Consider the following 16373-nt stretch of genomic DNA (forward strand, 5'->3'; position numbering starts at 1 on the left):
ACTCCCAAAGGAGACGATCATGTATGCGGTAATAAGAACCTACCTCGGTGCAGGAGCCAAACAGCTTTTCGACCTTTTGGAACAGCGCCAGACCGACGTCGAAGCGCTCCTGCGGACAGTGCCTGGCCTCGTCAGCTACACACTGCTCAATACCGGGGATGGTGGGACCTCAGTGACGGTTTGCACGGACAAGGCCGGCAGCGATGCGAGCTTGAAAGTTGCACGCGAATGGATTCAGAAAAATGCATCGAATATCCACGCGAACCCGCCGATCGTGACGGAAGGTCCGGTGATTGTGCAGATCAATTAGCGCGTCCTTGCGACTGATCTCAATCCTATCGAAATCAAGCCCCGAAAAAATCGGGGCTTGATGATTCAGACAGCATCAGGGTTTGCGTCCTCCACCTCCGCTCATCCCGTCATCTTTGCGTCCCATATCAGACTTATCGCGATCATCGGCAAAATTACCGCCGCGTCCGCTTCCTTGCCCAGTGCTGGACGATTGGTCAGCCCTGTTGCCTTGTTGTCCGCCTGAAGCCTGGCCGCCTTTCTGGCCTGGCTTGGTCATATTTTCCTTATCATCGGCAAATTCGCCTCCGCGATTGCCTTGCCCGCCTCCGGACATGCGATCGTTATCGCGCGATTGTTGCCCGCCGGAAGCCTGACCACCTTTTTTACCGGCTTCATTGGTCTTGTCCCAGTCGCTGCCGGGATTTTTATTTCCTGTATTGGCCATTTTCATTCACCTCTGCATCGTTGGTACGAGCTTGGGCCCGTATACGTCGGAGGACGCACAAAACAGAAAGTTTGAACCGAATTATCGTACTTGCGACGAGTGGATCCGGGCATTTGGTTCAATTGGAATTGCGCTCATTCGATGGATGGCGAGCATCGGATAGAGCGGCAATCTGCGAGGGTTTCAAGATCAACCGCTCGATGTTTACTAGACTTGATAACGCGTGGAAGTCCTCCAGGCATCATCCAGGTAGTCTATCGATGACTGAACATATCGTGCATTTTCATTGCCAGATCGATCAGGGAACGACTGAACGCTTCCGGGACTGTTGCCTCGAAGCCATCGATGAAGGCGCCACCTCCCTACTCCTCAATCTGTCTACGAGCGGCGGTAGCACCAACTTTGGATTCACCCTCTATACGTTCCTGAAGTCACTGCCGGTACCGCTGTGCGCAATCAACGCGGGTAACATCGAATCCATGGGCATCATCATGTTCCTGGCGGCAGGCCGGCGCATCACCTCCCCTCACTCACGCTTCCTGATCCACCCGATGAACTGGTACTTCAGCCAGAAATCGGTCGACCACCAGCGCCTGCGCGAATACCTGTCGAGCCTTGATAACGACCTTGCGCGTTACGTGCAGATTTTCACCCTCGAAACGGCTGAGGCAGAGACCAAGCTCGACATTTTCCATTGCCTTTCGGCGGAAGAAAAAGTCATCGCTGCACACGAATCCCTGGCCTATGGCATTGCCCATGAGATGAAGCAGATGATGTTCGCTGACGATGTCAAGCATTGGAAAGTCAGCGGTGGATGAACCGGGTGCAATGGTTCCGCCATGGACGGGCGTCCCGTGCGCGATGCTGCCTGTTGCTGAACCCCTGGGCGCGGACGGACTGATTCGCAAGGCGATGATCTACGCCAACATCATCGGCTGTGACCTCGGCCCGAAGATCACCCCCATCGGCAGTCTCGCCACCCTCCTCTGGCTGCACGTGCTCGAACGCAAGGACATGCGCATCACCTGGGGCTACTACTTCAAGGTTGGTATCCACACATCCTGCTGTTGTACGGCTCGACCCGCGAACGCTCGTTCAGCCGCCTGCTGGTCGAAGAAGCCGCGCGCCTGCTGGAGCATTTCGGCGCAGAGACGCGCATCTTCAATCCGTCCAGTTTGCCGCTGCCCGACGATGCTCCTGCCGCCCACCCCAAAGTCCAGGAGCTGCGCGAACTGTTGCAGTGGTCCAAAGGCCAGGTCGGGTGTTCGCCGGAACGCCATGGCGCGATGTCGGCCTTGTTCAAGGCGCAGATCGACTGGGTTCCCCTGGAACTCGGTGCCGTTCGCCCCACCCAGGGCAAGACGCTTGCAGTGATGCAGGTGTGTGGCGGCTCGCAGACGTTCAACGTGGTCAATCAGCTTCTTCGGCCATAATGACCTGTCATGCACAGCCATCGGCGGGAACCTTTCAGATGATCTCGATTGAACTGCACGCGGCCCAACGCGACGAACTGCAGACCATTGAAAACCTGATGCAGTTCTACACCTATGATTTCAGCGAGTGGGTGCCGCTGAAGCTGGGTGAGCATGGCTTCTTCAATATCCTGCCCCTCTCGGACTACTGGCGAAAACCCGCGACCCAGGCATTTCTGATCCGGGTCGATGGGGAGTTGGCCGGGTTCGTCACCGTGGATGACGAAATCCACGTGCCCGATGCCCGCTACAACATCGGTTATCTGTTCGTCAGTCGGGGCTTTCGTGGCCAGGGCGTCGCCAGGTTTGTCGTGTCCACCCTGTTGAACCGACTCCCCGGTCGATGGCAAATTTTCCATGTCGAGGCGAACCAGCCGGCACGGCTGTTCTGGGCGGCGGTGATTCCTGAGGCGACGCAAAACCGGTTCAGCGCTCATCAACTGTACATCCAGGGGTTGCCGTGCACTGTTTACTGTTTTGAGAAAGCGTAAGCCCCCTGTCCCTGTAGGAGCGAGCATGCTCGCGAAAAACCTCAGGGCAGCGCGGGGTGTCAGGCTCCCCGCGTCATCGTTGTCCTCCATCGCGAGCATGCTCGCTCCTACACGGGGGGAGAGAAAGACCTCCCGCCTAATTCCAAATCGGCTTTGTCAGACAATATGTAGTGACTAAAAATATTCACTACAAAACCGTTGACGCCTTCGATTTGCCCTTGCATGATGCAGACATCTCCCCGATCGGGAGTACTGGTAACACGCTTGAGCAAGCTCGTCTGACCGCCGAGCTGTTTTTTCCGGATACACGCTGCCCACAAGGCAGATTGAAGAAGCTGACCTGGCCTGAACGTCCAGTACAAGGGCGAGAAGCGCTGGCGATCCATCCTCATGATGCTTGTGGCCGACCCTGAAAACGTCGGCAGGGGCCAAAGGTTATCGCCGCTTCTCTTCGTTGTGACGCTATTGCGTAGCAGTTATTCAACACGACTACATGCAACAGACGCGGGACCCCGTCGATTTCGGCGGACGACTGCTGACGTCCTGGTTTCGGTGCCAGGGATCAACTAACCGATGGGCTACATGTATTAGCGAATCAACTTTGAAAGATCACCAAATGGTCAAGGGGGCTTTATCATGAATCTGAACAATCAACCGACTATCGAAGAGCTGGCTCGCATGTTCGCGGCGCAAAAAGACAGTCACGACAGCCATATCCTGTGGATCAGCAAATCGGGCCAGGTGCATATCGACTGCCTGTCGCCACATGCCCATGAAGCGGAGTTCGACCAGAACAACCAGAACCTGCTGGCCCGACTGAAAATGTACCGTCGCGGCCATGGCTATGTTGGCAAGAAGGCCGCTGCCGACAAGGACTTCATCGGTAATGTCCTGCAAACGCTGAAACAGGCCTGGGACTCGCTGCAGGGCCAGAACGAAGTTCGGGTGATTGACCGGTTCTACTGATAATCCATAGCCATAAGAAGTCCCCTCTCAAGTTTTTTGAGCGGGGACTTTTTTGTTTACTACGTAAAATCAAGCAAGGTAGCGAAGCAGCAGTCCGTTTTGCCCGTAACCCGTGTCCAGTTTTCCATTGAGAAGAAACACGTAAACATGACGACACGCTCACCGTTCACGTTGGCGTTGCCCGACAACACAAGTTTATCCTCACAAACTTGCACCATGCGAAGGATGACTGATGGATATTCCGAATGTCGGGTATCTACGTAATATTTACCCCGTTGAAACTCGGATCAGGTTGACCATTTTTCAGCAGACGTATGAGAAGCCCCCCATACACCATCAAGTTCTTTTCATCGGCAGATATCAGAAGGGGGTCGACGGGTCGCCGTCGATTAATAGCTCACCCTTAAAATCGTCGGAACCTGGGGATTCGTCAGGCAGTGGGATGACTGATTTCCATGGTGACTACACGGGTTCAGCCCCGGAGCTTTATTAAGTCGGCGAAAAGCATGGCGCGTCTACTGTCAAACTTGACAGTAGACAACCCCACCTTTTGCAGAGAAAACCGTAAAGGTGCCTCTCACGTTCGAACAATATAAAGATGCTGCGACAGGCCTTTTTTAGCGTTTGATGCCCAGATCTATTTGGGTCATGCGACTGCGAATGGTGAACACACCATCACCTGAAAGAATTGCACTGCGCGCAAATAGCCGCCCGCTCTCCCAATTCGACAGGCCCAGCTCCGGCTTGTTGAGTGCGTACTGACCATCGACCCAACGGGTGATCCCGTTGCCGACAAAAGGCGCGTTGACCGCGTTGTAGAAGCGTTCCTGAGTCGCTGCAGCTTCGCTGAGCAGCGACACGGTGAACTGCGGGCTGTAGCGATTGAACAAGGCGATGGCGCTGTCCAGGTCGTCGACGATCTTCAGGCTGACTTCGGGGGTTTCTTCCCACTCCCACTCGCGACCCAGTTGATCTTCCGGCAACGCTTCGGCCAGTGCTTCGGTGCGGTAGCCTTCGGCGCGGTAGACCTCGACGCTGGCGGTTTGCCAATCCGCCGGCAGGAACGCTTCGCTGCCTTCCACGATGTGCAACTTGCAGCCCTGCCCCCGTGCCTTGCCTGCCTGTTGCAGCGCATCGAGAAACAGCGGCACCAGGTCAGCGGCGCGGTCGCGCTGGATAAGGCAGACGTTCAGGGTGTTGCAGACCTTGCGGTCCAGGGAGTTGCGCACCACAGCGGCGAAGCGCGTGGCATCTGCGTCGATGTCGGCGATCAACCAGGCACCACCGGTGCCATGGAGGCTGACGGCGGTGCCGGCCTGTTGCGCGATGCTGCCCAATTGACTGACGGCGCGCCCCGAACCACGGGCGACGGCCAGGGACAGACGGCGGTCGGCGAACATCGCCCACCCGGCGGCGTGATTGACGCTTTCCACCAACGACACCGCACCGGCTGGTAATCCGGTGGCGTTCAATGCCGGGTTCAATGCGTGAGTGACGATGGCCTGGGCCGTGCCCAACGCGTCGCTGCCAATACGCAGCACCGCGGTGTTACCGGTGCGCAACACACCGGCGGCATCGGCGAAGACATTCGGCCTGCCCTCGAAGACGAACGCGACGATACCCAGCGGCGAGACCACCTGTTCGACTTTCCAGCCGTCGTGCTCAACGCAACTGATCACTTTGCCGCGGGTGGCCGATGCATCGCGCCAGGCGCGCAGGCCGGCAATCATGTCGCGACGCATGCGCTCATCTGCCAGCAAACGCGTGGTCGAGCGGCCACGAGCCTTGGCCCGCTTGATGTCGGCCAGGTTTGCGGCCTCGATCAAGGCCCAGCACTCAGGCGTCTCCAGGCGTTGGGCAAACTCATCGAAGAAGGCGCTGATGGCCTGGTCCGACACCGTCGACATCGCCTTGAACGCCGCTTCGGCACGTTCGATCGCCACCGCTGCCGCTTGCTGGTCAGCCACCGGAATCAGCAACAGTTCGCCGCTGGCCTGCTCCACCAACAGGTGGTCACCGGGCGCAAAGCGTGCCGCCAGTTCGGGGCTGACCACAGTGACACGATTACCGGCGAAAGGGATCGGCGTGCCAGCGACTAGACGTTCGAGCGCAAGAGACATGAAGCGGTATCACCATGCAATGGGCGGGCAGAAAATGTATAGCAAAAGCCGCCGAGCGTCATCCGCCACAGCCCTGCGCCGATAATCGCAAACCCGCCGGTGCCAGCCTGGCCCACCTACGCTTAAAGCGTACCCCCGCGTTTGCTGTTTCGAAGGAGGCCGTCATGAGCAACGAATTCAGAAGCCATGGCGCAGCCCTTGACGACGAAGGTCTGGAAAACGCCCTGGACCTGGCCAAAGTCAGCGCTGCACAACTGTGGGCTGTTCTGGCAGTAGAAACCTCCGGCAACGGATTCTTTTCCGATCGCCGTCCGAAAATCCTTTTCGAGCGTCACGTCTTCAGCCGCTTGACCCACCAGGCGTTTGACGCACAACACCCCGATATCAGCAGCAAAAGCCCTGGCAACTATGGTGCGTCGGGGGACCACCAGTACGACCGGCTCAACCAGGCGATCGAGCTTGACCGCAATGCGGCGCTGCAAAGCACGTCGTGGGGGCTGGGCCAGATCATGGGGTTCAACTTCGCTTCCACCGGTTCTGCAGACGTTGAATCGATGGTCAGGCGCATGGTCCTGTCAGAGAACGAACAACTGTTGTGTATGGTCGGCACGTTGATCGGTGGCGGCTCCATCGCCGCGCTACGGGCCAAGGATTGGGCGAACTTCGCCCGTCGTTACAACGGCCCCAACTACGCCATCAACAACTACGACGTGCGGCTCAGTGCCGCGTATCAGAAGTTATCTTACGGCGGAACGCCCGACCTGAGGATTCGCACCGCGCAAACCTACCTGACGTACCTGGGCTGGCACCCCGGCACGATTGACGGCATTGTCGGCAAACAGACCCGGGATGCGATGAACCTGTATCAGGCCAAAGAAGGCCTGGAACTGACCACGGTGCTCGATGACGAGACGCTGGCGCATCTGCGCAGCCGGGTTCTGGCGTTGCCGCTCTGACTTGATGCCCACAAAGGTCCCTGTGGGAGCGGGCCCGCTCCCACATTTAAATGCATTCGAACTGAACGTATCAAAGTGTGTACAGCCCCGCCCCTGACACACCAGGCCTTCAAATTCCCGTGCCAACGACATACCGCAGATACACCCGGTTGATGAAATACCTCTCAACGGCCCCCCCGGTCCGACATCCCTGTCTTGAAGGAGATCAACCATGAACGCCACTATTTCATCGGCCGTGAAAGGCCTGCACCTGAACCTTGACCGTGTCGGCAGCTGGATCGCGCCACTGTCCTTGCGGGTGTTCCTCGCCTGGGAGTTCTTCGAGTCGGGCCTGGAAAAATTCAATGGCGAAAACTGGTTCGCCGACATCCAGGACCGCTTCCTGTTCCCGTTCAACCACCTGCCGGCCACGCTGAATTGGGAACTGTCGATGTGGGTCGAGCTGATCTGCGCGCTCGCCCTGCTGGTGGGCCTGGCCACACGCTTCTCGGCGATCAGCCTGATCGTGGTGACCATCGTCGCGACCGCCGCGGTGCACTGGCCGGCAGACTGGTCGACCTTGAGCGAACTGGCCCAGGGTTACTCCATCAGCAACAAAGGTTTTGGTAACTTCAAGCTGCCGCTGATTTATCTCGCCGCCCTTGTGCCGTTGCTGCTTTCGGGTCCTGGCAAGTTCAGCGTCGATGCGTTGCTGGCCCGGATTTTCTGGCGCCGCAACCAGCACTGAAACAACGGAGTACTGCCTTACCGCCTTACTGTAGGAGCGAGCATGCTCGCTCCTACAGTGGATCTACCTTTTCCACTGTCTCCGGATGCGCACTGCGTTCATGCACATGGGCATGCGGGGTGCGGTCGATCAGCAGGCTGAGCAGTTCCGGACGGCTGTAGTGGCCGCGCGAATCCATCATGCGCTTGCGCTTGTCGATCAGGCTCATGTCGAGGTCGACGATCACCTCGCCTTCACCCTCGGTCAACGCACCCAGTACCACGCCATCCGGGCTGATGATCGCGGTGTAGCAACCGCCGGAAATCGGCCCGATCGGGCAGCCGGTGTCGGCCATTATCTGCGCCTGTTGCTCAGGGCTGAGCCAGGCGGTGGAGTTGACCACGAAGCACGCCGCTTCCAATGCGTGCTGGCGGATACTGACTTCCATCTGTGAGGTGAACAGCGGGCCGGCAAACGAGCCGGGGTACATCGAGGCGTGGATCTGTTCGCCATCGGCCATCAAGGCGTAGCGGGCCAGCGGGTTGTAATGTTCCCAGCACGCCAGTTGGCCGATGCGCCCCACCGCGCTGTCGGTGGCGCGCAGGCCGGACCCGTCGCCCATGCCCCAGATCATGCGTTCATGGTAAGTCGGGGAGATCTTGCGGCGGCTCTGGATCAGTGAGCCGTCGGCGTCGAACAACAATTGGGTGTTGTACAACGTACCGCCATCTCGTTCGTTGACACCGATGGACACGACCATGCCGGCCTCTCGGGCGGCAGCGCCAATGGCATCGGTCGCCGCCGACGGCACCGTCACGGCCTGGTCCAGCAGCTTGAGATGTTCGGCGCCCATGGCAAAGGGCGCCTGGACGAACGAGAAATACGGGTAGTACGGCACGACGGTTTCGGGAAACACGGCGAACTGCACGCCCTGCTCACCCAGCTCGAGAATTTTCTCGACGACTTTGTTGACGGTGCCTTCACGGCTGTGGAGCACGGGGCTGATTTGTACGGCGGCGGCTTTGACAAAGGTCATGGCGGCGATCTCATTGAGGGAATGGGTTTCAACGAGACAAATATTACGAAAATAATATTGTGACTTGAATGTCGTATACACCACCTTTTAGGTCATCAACCTCGATTGGCCCGCTGAATCACCTGGGGCGGTTGCCCGAAAGCTCGCAGGAAAGCCCGGCGCATTCGCTCCCTGTCACCAAAGCCGGTTTCGGTTGCCACCACATCGATCGAGTGCCGGCCGGTTTCCATCATCAACCGCGCGGCCTCCACCCTCAGGCTTTCGATAGCCTTGGCCGGCGATTGCCCGGTTTCGGCATTGAACACTCGGCTGAATTGTCGCGGGCTGAGATTGGCGGCGTTGGCCAGTTCCTCAACCGACAAATCGGACTTCAGGTTCTGCTTGGCGTACGTCAATGCTACCTGGATGCGATCGGTCCTGGGCTGCAACTCCAGCATGACCGAAAACTGCGACTGCCCGCCCGCCCGGCGGTGATACACCACCAACTGCCGGGCGACCCGGCGCGCGACTTCCGCGCCCAGATCGATTTCCACCAGGGCCAGCGCCAGATCGACACACGCGCTCATGCCGGCGGCGGTCCAGATATTTCCGTCGTTGATAAAAATCCGGTCTTCCTCAACCTTCACCTTCGGAAACGCCCGCTGCAACGACGCCGCATGACACCAGTGGGTGGTTGCTCGCCGGCCATCGAGCAAACCGGCTTCGGCCAGGGCAATGGCACCGGTGCAGATCGAACCCAGGCGGCGGGTGCCCTGGCTGGCATGGCGCAAAAAGTCCACCAGCCCTTTCGATGGCGGGCGAATCAAGTTATCGCCCATGACCAACAGCGTATCGAACGAACACGGGTCAAATGGCTTGGTCTCCACAGCGAACCCTGCGGAGGTTTGCACCATGCCGCCGTGTTCGGATACCAAGACAATGCTGTACACCGGTTCATCGGCCGCACTGTTGGCCAGTTCGAATGTGGCACACATGGCCAGGCCCAGAACCTGGAAACCGGGGTAAACGATGAGTCCGATGCGATGCATGGCGTTCGTCCAGAATGACCTTAAAGGAGGCATGACCGATTATTCAGCCAGAGCACCGCACTGTACACCTGCCGCCGTAGTGCGGGTGAATAGCCGATCGATGGCAATTCGGTCAGGCAATCGTTCATTCAGGCCATTCCCCTTCATTTATTGGGTCTATAAATAACAGTACACAGTTGGCCGCAAACAAGAGGCACAGGCCATGGACAGCAAGGATTCGGGCACAAATCTGGCCCTCTGGTTGCCAGGCAGTGCAGTCATCCTGAGTCTGGTGGTATCGATGTTCGCCCTCACCCGCGAACCCTTCCTGGAGCCGCGCCCCATCGGTGCCCAGTTCCAGGCACAACTGCCCATCGAGGCCCGGTTGTGGCAGGACCCTTTCGACGCGGTGGAGCGTTATCGCAAGAAGCTTGCCGACAGCAAGAACCCGGACGCCGAGAACGTTTGCAGCCCCGACCTCTCGCCCCTGAGCGCAGGACAATCGGCGCCCGACATCATGGTCGCGCTGGTCGAGGGTGGCCCCTACGCCGATGAAGTCGAACGGCGCCGGCGCATTCGCTATGCCTTGCTGGCCGGGTTCAAGAATTCCCACCGGGTGCCGGATCAGGAGCAGTACATCCACTGCCTGAAGCTGGCCGCCAACCTGTCACTCGAGGCACCGCAGAAAAACGCTTTCGTCGATACGCCCTACGAAGTGTTCGTGTCCAATCCGTTCGATCCACCGCAGGCGCTTGAAGGCAAGCCCGCACCCTCCGACCGAACGATCGTGTTCTGGTTGAAACAGGACGCGCTCGGCTCGATGCCGCTGCAACAGCTCGAAACGCTTCGTGACAGCCTGAAAAAAAAAGTCGCCATGGCCTGCACGCCAGCACCTTGCATCGAACCCTCGGCCAATGCCGTCTTGAAGGTCATAGGCCCCTCGACCTCGACCGTGCTGCGCGACATGTTCCAGGACCAGGACATCGGCAAGGCCTCGCCGAACATCGAAATCTATTCGCCGCTGGCCACGGCCGACAACGAGACACTGGATCGTGGCTACCAGAAGCTGTCGCCGCCGCTGGCCAACCGCGAGCCGATGAAGCTGCTGCGCACCGTCAGTGACGATGGCACCATGACCCAACTGATACTTGAAGAACTGAAGCTGCGCCGCGTCGACCCGGCCGCCGGCGTGCGTTGCAGCGAAGGCAAACTGAGCCGGATCGGCTCACCCTGCACCGGCAATCTTCGCCGCAGCGCCAACCGCATCGCGTTGATTTCCGAGTGGGACAGTTTCTACAGCCGTGCCCTGATCGAAAGCTTCAAGCTGCAGGTGGCCAGGGACGCCCGACTCGGCGACGGTGAAAACCATAAGGGTGCCGTCGACCAGTGGATCTTGCGCTTCAGTTACTTGCGCGGGCTCGACGGGCGTCTGCCGGAAGAATCAGCGAGCACCGATAAAACCGCCAGCTACGATGCCAGCAAAAACGCCCGTGGCGCATCCGCCATCGACCTCAGCCCGCTGGAGAAATCCGACGGCAACTCCCAGCTCGATTATCTGCGACGCCTCGCCGACCACATCGCCAGCGAAGACGCGGCCTATCGACGCGATGGCGAAAGTGGCATCGGCGCCATCGGTATCCTGGGTGTCGATGCCTACGACAAGCTGCTGGTGCTGCAGGCCCTCAAGAGCCGAATGCCTTACAAACTGTACTTCTCCACCGACCTTGACGCGCGCATGCTGCAGCGGGGCCAGGCGCAAACCACGCGCAACCTGATCCTCGCCGCACCCTATGGCCTGACGCTGACTCGCGCCCTGCAACAGGACGTGCCGCCATTTCGCGACAGCCTGCAAAGTGCCGTGTTCATTTCAGTACTGGCGGCCTTGGCGCCGCAATCCTTTGATGCCAAGCGCGCGAAATTCGACTATTCCAAATCGGAGCTGCTCTCGCCGGGCATCTACGAAGTGGGCATCAGTGGCTTTATTCCCCTGGCCACGCGACTGGGCGCCTCACGCCCGACCAGTTGCCAGGCGCCCACCCAAGCCCAGTCGGAGCGCGGTGTGCTGCCCCACGATCTGATGGCGTTGCGCTGCCTGCAAGATCCCTCGCCGCCGCCCTACCCTGAGCCCTCCCAGTCACTGCGCGAGCGTTTCAAACACAGCCAATCGTTCTTTTGGGCCGGACCTTTGACACTCACCCTGCTGAGCATCGCTGCGTTCATTCTCTGGTGGCGCATCGAGGGCCCCCAGGACGAACACGACACACGCCTGGCGTGGGTGCGCGGCGTACCTATTACGCTGTTCATGGTCGCGGCGGCCTGCGCCTTCATTGCCACGCGCTACTGGCATGCGGAATTCCTGTGGTTCACCTTCGTGCTGGTGCTGCTGGGCATCCTGTCGTCGAACCTGCTCCGTCGCTCCACGCGGCGATTGGCACTGGCCCAGGACGCGACGTCGAGTGTGACCCCAGGTTCATACGATGCCTGGGCGTGGTACTTCGTGGTCCCGCTGGTGGTGTTCATTCTCGCGTTGATGCTGGCGTACCAGATGCGCAGCACCTTGACCGACAACGGCCTGGGCGAGCCGATGTTCTTGCTCGAAGGCATCAGCGCCTGGCCGACCGTAGCATTGCGCCTGCTGGCCGTGCTGATCTCGCTCTCGGCGTTGACCTGGGGGTGGCGCAAGCTGCGCATCAATCGCGCGGAGATCGAAAGTGCCTTCCATCTGCGCCTGCACATGCGCAAATACCAGACAACCCTGTGGGGCCAGGTACAGCGATTGATCCGCCGCGGCAAAGGCTGGAGCCTGCGCCGCTGGTGCAATGAGCTTGGCCATTGGCTGTTGCTGATTTTCTTCCCGCTGATGAGTGCCAACGAAGACTGGTCGAAGTCCTGCGCGGCCGCCCAGGCCCGCTGCACGGACGGACGCAAGATGATCGTCATTGCGCGCTTCTGGGGTGAGCACTGCATCTGTGGTTCATTCGGTGCCCGTCTGTTGCGGGCGTTACTCGCTACCTGGGCCTACGTCGTGGTCACCAGCGTGTTGTTCGTGATCTGGCCGATGGAAGGCACGCCCGTGCGCGGTGCATCGGACTGGTGGATGTTGAACTGGCTGATTCCGACGCTGACGTTCCAGGTGCTGGTGTTCTGGGTCATGGATGCCAACCTGTTGCTGACGCGCTTCATCCGTCATCTGAGCGAGCACCATGCGATCTGGCCAGGGACGTTGCAGGCCGAACACAAGAAAATCTTCGGCATGCTCAAGCATCCCTGCATCGACGAGTGGGTGGATCTGCAACTGATCGCCAAGCGTACGTCGGCGGTCAATCGGCTGATCTACGCACCGACCGTGGTGCTGTTGATCCTGCTGGCCTCACGCAGCAGCCTGTTCGACAACTGGCCAACACCGCCAGGGCTGATGATTTCCTACCTGCTGACCGCGTTGCTGCTGCTCGGCTCTGCGCTCACCCTGCGTCGAGCCGCGGAAAAGGCCCGCACGGTGGCCTTGCAACGAATCGATGCCTATTTACTGGAAACACCGGAATCGACGCCGGGCTATGCCAAGTTCAAGATGATTCGCGAACGGGTTGCAACGCTCAACACCGGTTCGTTCTCGCGCTACTCCGAAGACCCATTGATCCGTTCGTTGCTGCTGTCCCTGACAGGTATCGGCGGTTCGGCGATTGTCGATGCGTTGAACTATGCGAAGTTTTGATCAGTTGCTGTTCACAAGTAGGGGACGGGGTGTATATCCATTGCTGCGGTAACGGCCACTTAGGGTTTCGCCCTTACGGCGAGTCACTTTCGAAAAGCGCGAAAGTAACCAAAGCGCTCTTGCCCCACCACTCGGTGCCTCGCTTAGGCTCGGCATGCCAGAACGAAGGCATTGCTCCGTGGGTCGCCGCGATGGGCCATCCATGGCCCAGCGCGGCTAAACCGGCGTCCTGCCGGTTTACCCACTGCGCAATGCCTGCGTTCTGCCAGCGTGGTTAACGGGGCGCCCAGATCAAAAGCCAAAGCGAGGCGGCCTGACAGCCGACCTGACTTTTGCATTTACCCCCAACACCGCTGGCTCCTACGGGGGGTCGGGTACACCCGCAAAATCAGGTCGGCTGTCAGGCCGCCTCGCTTTGCTTGTGATCGTTCCCACGCTCTGCGTGGGAATGCCGCCAGGGACGCTCCGCGTTCCGTTGACGACACATGACGTGAGCCGTGCGCAAGAATGACGCGGAGCGTCACAGGATGCATTCCCACGCAGAGCGTGGGAACGATCAATCCAAATATGCATGAGCTTCGCTAGGGCACGGACACTTGCACCTGCGGATCAGCCCACGAAAACCGATACACCGTCGATGACGCTTGCGCATGACACAACCCATTATCCGCATCCGCCCCGACAATCGACCATTGCGCCCGGGAGTTCTCCCCCACTTCCCGCGCAGCCGCAGGCTTGAAGCAGCGCTCCAGCACGTCGTCCGGCACCAGGGCGTAGTCATGCGAGTGTTCGCGCAGCCATTGCGCGGCTCTTTCGACGGTGGAGTCGAGCATACCGAAGTGCACGATCGGCTGCCGGGCGAACAGCCAGTGCCCTTCGCTCCAGTTGACAAGGACCAGGTTCGCGCCATGGGTCATGCTGTTGGCCTGGGCCATGAGCGTTTGATTGGGATTGACCCCATCCCTGACCGGTTCGACGAAACCCCGGGCGAACCACAGCACGAACCAGGTCGCGACCAATGCCGGGAACACTCGTCGCAAGCGCGGGCGCTGCCTGAACCAACGCTGCAGCAACCAGGGCACCAGCGGCGCTGCCACCAGGACCAGCGCTGGCAATGCCGGGTAGATATACAACTTGCGCTTGCCGCTGCTGATACAGAAAAACAGCACCACCAGCGCCACCCAGCCGAGCAACACCAGCACCCGGCCATCGCGCTTTTGCAGCTGGCGGCGCCAGGCCGGCACCAGCCACGGCAACACCAATACCAGTGGCAGCCAGTACTGTGGAATGACGTTGGTGAAGAAGTACCAGAAGGGTTCCCGATGATGCCAGGCGGCGGCATAGCGTCCGGCGGTCTGGCGCAGGAGGATTTCCCGCGCATAGGCGATTTCCTCAGCGCTGCCATTGAGCGCGATGGACAAGGCCAGGGGCAGCAGCCAGATCGCAATAGCAGCCAGCATGAACACAAACCCAAGCAGCCATCTGCGCGACTCGCCCGGCATCGCCACCACCCCCGGCCAGCCCTTACGCACCGCATAGGCATAGGGGATCAACAGCAACACCGGCAGAAAACCGACGCCTTTGGTGATCACGCCGATGCCCATCGCCGCGCATCCGACGTAGAACCAACGCCACGCGGGTCCAAGCAGTAGATGGCGTGCCAGCCCGTAAAGGCCCAGGGTGGTGAACAGAATCAGGAAGCTGTCGATTTGCCCGGTGCGCAGGATGCTATGGGTCTGGTAGGTCGCCAGGTACAACAATGCAGCGATGCGACCGATACGCTGGCTCCAGAGCCGACGACCCAGGTCATGGACCAGTGCCGTGACGGTTGTCGCCGACAACAGCCCGGGAATGTACAGGGCGAGGTTGGGCAGGCCGGTCAGCCAGATGAAGAATGCCACCGTCCACATGAAGATCGGCGGCTTGTCGCCGTAGATCTCCCCGGCCCGATGCGGAATCAGCCACGAGCCGTTGTGCAGCATCTCCAGGGCCACACCGAGGAAGCGCTCCTCATCGACGTTCTGTGCCTGGCGCAAGCCCAGCCCGGCACCGATCAACAGCAAGGCGAGCAGCATCAGGACCAGGCATTCGACCCGGGGCGAGAGTTTTCGGCGCATGGTCTATTCCCTGGATTGTCGGTTTTTGGCAATCAATTGCAGGTTGCGCAGGTACACGATGGAGCCGAATGCCTGCCCGACAATGAACACCGGGTCCTGGCGGTAGATGGCGTAGGCAAACAACAAGGTGCTGCCGACAATACTCAGGTACCAGAAGCTCACCGGGATGACGCTGCGCTTTTTGTATTCGCTGTACAGCCACTGCAGGACGAACCGTCCGGTAAACGCGATCTGTCCGGCAAAACCAATCACCAGCCACAGGGTTTCGCGGGTCATGATCATCCTTCGAGCTCCTGGGCGTGGGTGTTCAGCCGCGTGCGCTTGATCAGCCACCAGACACCGGCCAGGTCAAGAATGCCCACCAGGGCACGGTCGAGGTTGCCGTACTTGGACACCCCTGCGGTGCGCGCTCGATGGTTGACCGGGTAATTGATCGTTCGGCCGTTGTGGCGCTGGATCAATGCCGGAATGAATCGGTGCATGTGGTCGAAATACGGCAGGCGCAGGAACGCCGCGCGCTCGATCAGCTTCAGGCCGCAGCCGGTGTCCGGCGTGGCATCCTTGAGCAGGCGCCGGCGCAGACCGTTGGCGAAACGCGAAGCCCAGCGCTTGCTCGCAGTATCGCGGCGGTTGGTACGGTGACCCGCCACCAGCTGCACATTGCCCCTGCCCTGCTCACCGCGCACCAGCGCCAACATGCCGGGGATGTCCGCTGGATCGTTCTGGCCGTCGCCGTCGAGGGTGGCCAGCCATTGCCCACGCGCTTCCCGTGCCGCGTGGTAGAGCGAGGTGCTTTGCCCCAGCGAGCGTTCATGATGGAGGATGCGCAAGGCGCTCAAACCGCTGTTCCTGATCTGCCGCAGCTCGTGCAAGGTGGCATCGGTACTGCCATCGTCGACCACGATGATTTCATACGCTTCGTTTGCCATTGCCTCGCGCACCTCCTCGAGCAGTGGCTTGAGGTTGTTCGCTTCGTTCTTTGCCGGAATCAGTACCGACACAAATATGTCTTGGCTCATGGAGTCCCCTCGCCCTATGGTTTTACCGTTATCAG

At 59.7% G+C, this 16373-nt stretch carries 14 protein-coding genes and 2 pseudogenes; 9 read left to right on the forward strand and 7 right to left on the reverse strand.

Features of this window, described 5'->3' with window-relative positions; all coding sequences use genetic code 11:
• The first annotated feature begins 19 nt into the window (after window positions 1–19).
• Entirely contained in the window at window positions 20–310 is a 291-nt protein-coding gene (locus AC3WWR_RS21625; protein WP_020800060.1) for a hypothetical protein, read from the forward strand.
• Between the two features lie 75 nt (window positions 311–385).
• Here the strand turns inward: AC3WWR_RS21625 and AC3WWR_RS21630 are convergent, their stop codons facing one another.
• Entirely contained in the window at window positions 386–736 is a 351-nt protein-coding gene (locus AC3WWR_RS21630; protein WP_020800061.1) for a hypothetical protein, read from the reverse strand.
• Window positions 737–996: 260 nt separating this feature from the next.
• Here AC3WWR_RS21630 and AC3WWR_RS21635 point away from each other — a divergent pair, with 260 nt between their 5' ends.
• From AC3WWR_RS21635 to AC3WWR_RS21655, 5 genes and pseudogenes are all read left to right on the forward strand, one after another.
• Complete coding sequence (locus AC3WWR_RS21635) at window positions 997–1554, forward strand: ATP-dependent Clp protease proteolytic subunit (protein WP_020800062.1); 558 nt, start codon at window positions 997–999, stop codon at window positions 1552–1554.
• A gap of 76 nt (window positions 1555–1630) precedes the next feature.
• Window positions 1631–1786 (forward strand): annotated as a pseudogene (locus AC3WWR_RS21640) (ArsB/NhaD family transporter); the annotation flags it as partial.
• Window positions 1762–2157: pseudogene (locus AC3WWR_RS21645) on the forward strand (NAD(P)H-dependent oxidoreductase); the annotation flags it as partial. The pseudogenes AC3WWR_RS21640 and AC3WWR_RS21645, both read left to right, overlap by 25 nt.
• A gap of 50 nt (window positions 2158–2207) precedes the next feature.
• Complete coding sequence (locus AC3WWR_RS21650; RefSeq protein WP_020800064.1) at window positions 2208–2699, forward strand: GNAT family N-acetyltransferase; 492 nt, start codon at window positions 2208–2210, stop codon at window positions 2697–2699.
• A 636-nt stretch (window positions 2700–3335) separates the two neighbouring features.
• Window positions 3336–3665, forward strand: a complete 330-nt coding sequence (locus tag AC3WWR_RS21655) for a hypothetical protein (protein WP_020800065.1) — start codon at window positions 3336–3338, stop codon at window positions 3663–3665.
• 617 nt (window positions 3666–4282) lie between these two features.
• Here the strand turns inward: AC3WWR_RS21655 and AC3WWR_RS21660 are convergent.
• Window positions 4283–5785 (reverse strand): aldehyde dehydrogenase family protein, encoded by a 1503-nt coding sequence (locus AC3WWR_RS21660; RefSeq protein ID WP_492599048.1) that lies wholly within the window; start codon window positions 5783–5785, stop codon window positions 4283–4285.
• A 164-nt stretch (window positions 5786–5949) separates the two neighbouring features.
• Here AC3WWR_RS21660 and AC3WWR_RS21665 point away from each other — a divergent pair, with 164 nt between their 5' ends.
• Both AC3WWR_RS21665 and AC3WWR_RS21670 read left to right on the forward strand, forming a co-directional pair.
• Complete coding sequence (locus AC3WWR_RS21665) at window positions 5950–6741, forward strand: N-acetylmuramidase domain-containing protein (RefSeq protein ID WP_492599049.1); 792 nt, start codon at window positions 5950–5952, stop codon at window positions 6739–6741.
• 211 nt (window positions 6742–6952) lie between these two features.
• Window positions 6953–7468, forward strand: coding sequence for an HvfX family Cu-binding RiPP maturation protein (locus tag AC3WWR_RS21670; RefSeq protein ID WP_454866061.1), 516 nt, complete (start codon window positions 6953–6955; stop codon window positions 7466–7468).
• 52 nt (window positions 7469–7520) lie between these two features.
• On the opposite strand, the gene AC3WWR_RS21675 is transcribed toward AC3WWR_RS21670, so the two are convergent.
• Both AC3WWR_RS21675 and AC3WWR_RS21680 read right to left on the reverse strand, forming a co-directional pair.
• A complete protein-coding gene (locus AC3WWR_RS21675) occupies window positions 7521–8483 on the reverse strand; it encodes a Nit6803 family nitrilase (protein WP_020800070.1) in 963 nt (320 codons plus the stop codon).
• Between the two features lie 95 nt (window positions 8484–8578).
• Complete coding sequence (locus tag AC3WWR_RS21680; RefSeq protein WP_432668255.1) at window positions 8579–9511, reverse strand: GlxA family transcriptional regulator; 933 nt, start codon at window positions 9509–9511, stop codon at window positions 8579–8581.
• A 202-nt stretch (window positions 9512–9713) separates the two neighbouring features.
• Between AC3WWR_RS21680 and AC3WWR_RS21685 the strand changes: the two genes are divergently transcribed.
• Window positions 9714–13202: a hypothetical protein gene (locus AC3WWR_RS21685; RefSeq protein ID WP_083349248.1), complete on the forward strand. Its 3489-nt coding sequence runs from the start codon at window positions 9714–9716 to the stop codon at window positions 13200–13202.
• A 581-nt stretch (window positions 13203–13783) separates the two neighbouring features.
• On the opposite strand, the gene AC3WWR_RS21690 is transcribed toward AC3WWR_RS21685, so the two are convergent.
• From AC3WWR_RS21690 to AC3WWR_RS21700, 3 genes are read right to left on the reverse strand one after another with little or no spacing between them, the layout of a single operon-like run.
• On the reverse strand, window positions 13784–15319 hold the full coding sequence (locus AC3WWR_RS21690) for an ArnT family glycosyltransferase (protein WP_492599050.1): 1536 nt from the start codon (window positions 15317–15319) through the stop codon (window positions 13784–13786).
• A 3-nt stretch (window positions 15320–15322) separates the two neighbouring features.
• Window positions 15323–15601: a lipid-A-disaccharide synthase N-terminal domain-containing protein gene (locus AC3WWR_RS21695; protein ID WP_020799551.1), complete on the reverse strand. Its 279-nt coding sequence runs from the start codon at window positions 15599–15601 to the stop codon at window positions 15323–15325.
• The gene (locus AC3WWR_RS21700) at window positions 15598–16338 is read right to left on the reverse strand and encodes a glycosyltransferase family 2 protein (RefSeq protein ID WP_020799552.1); all 741 of its coding nucleotides are present in this window, start codon (window positions 16336–16338) and stop codon (window positions 15598–15600) included. Before AC3WWR_RS21700 ends, AC3WWR_RS21695 begins: the two co-directional genes overlap by 4 nt.
• Between the last annotated feature and the right edge of the window lie 35 nt (window positions 16339–16373).

The sequence above is a fragment of the Pseudomonas sp. EB271-G4-1 genome, assembly GCF_058791355.1.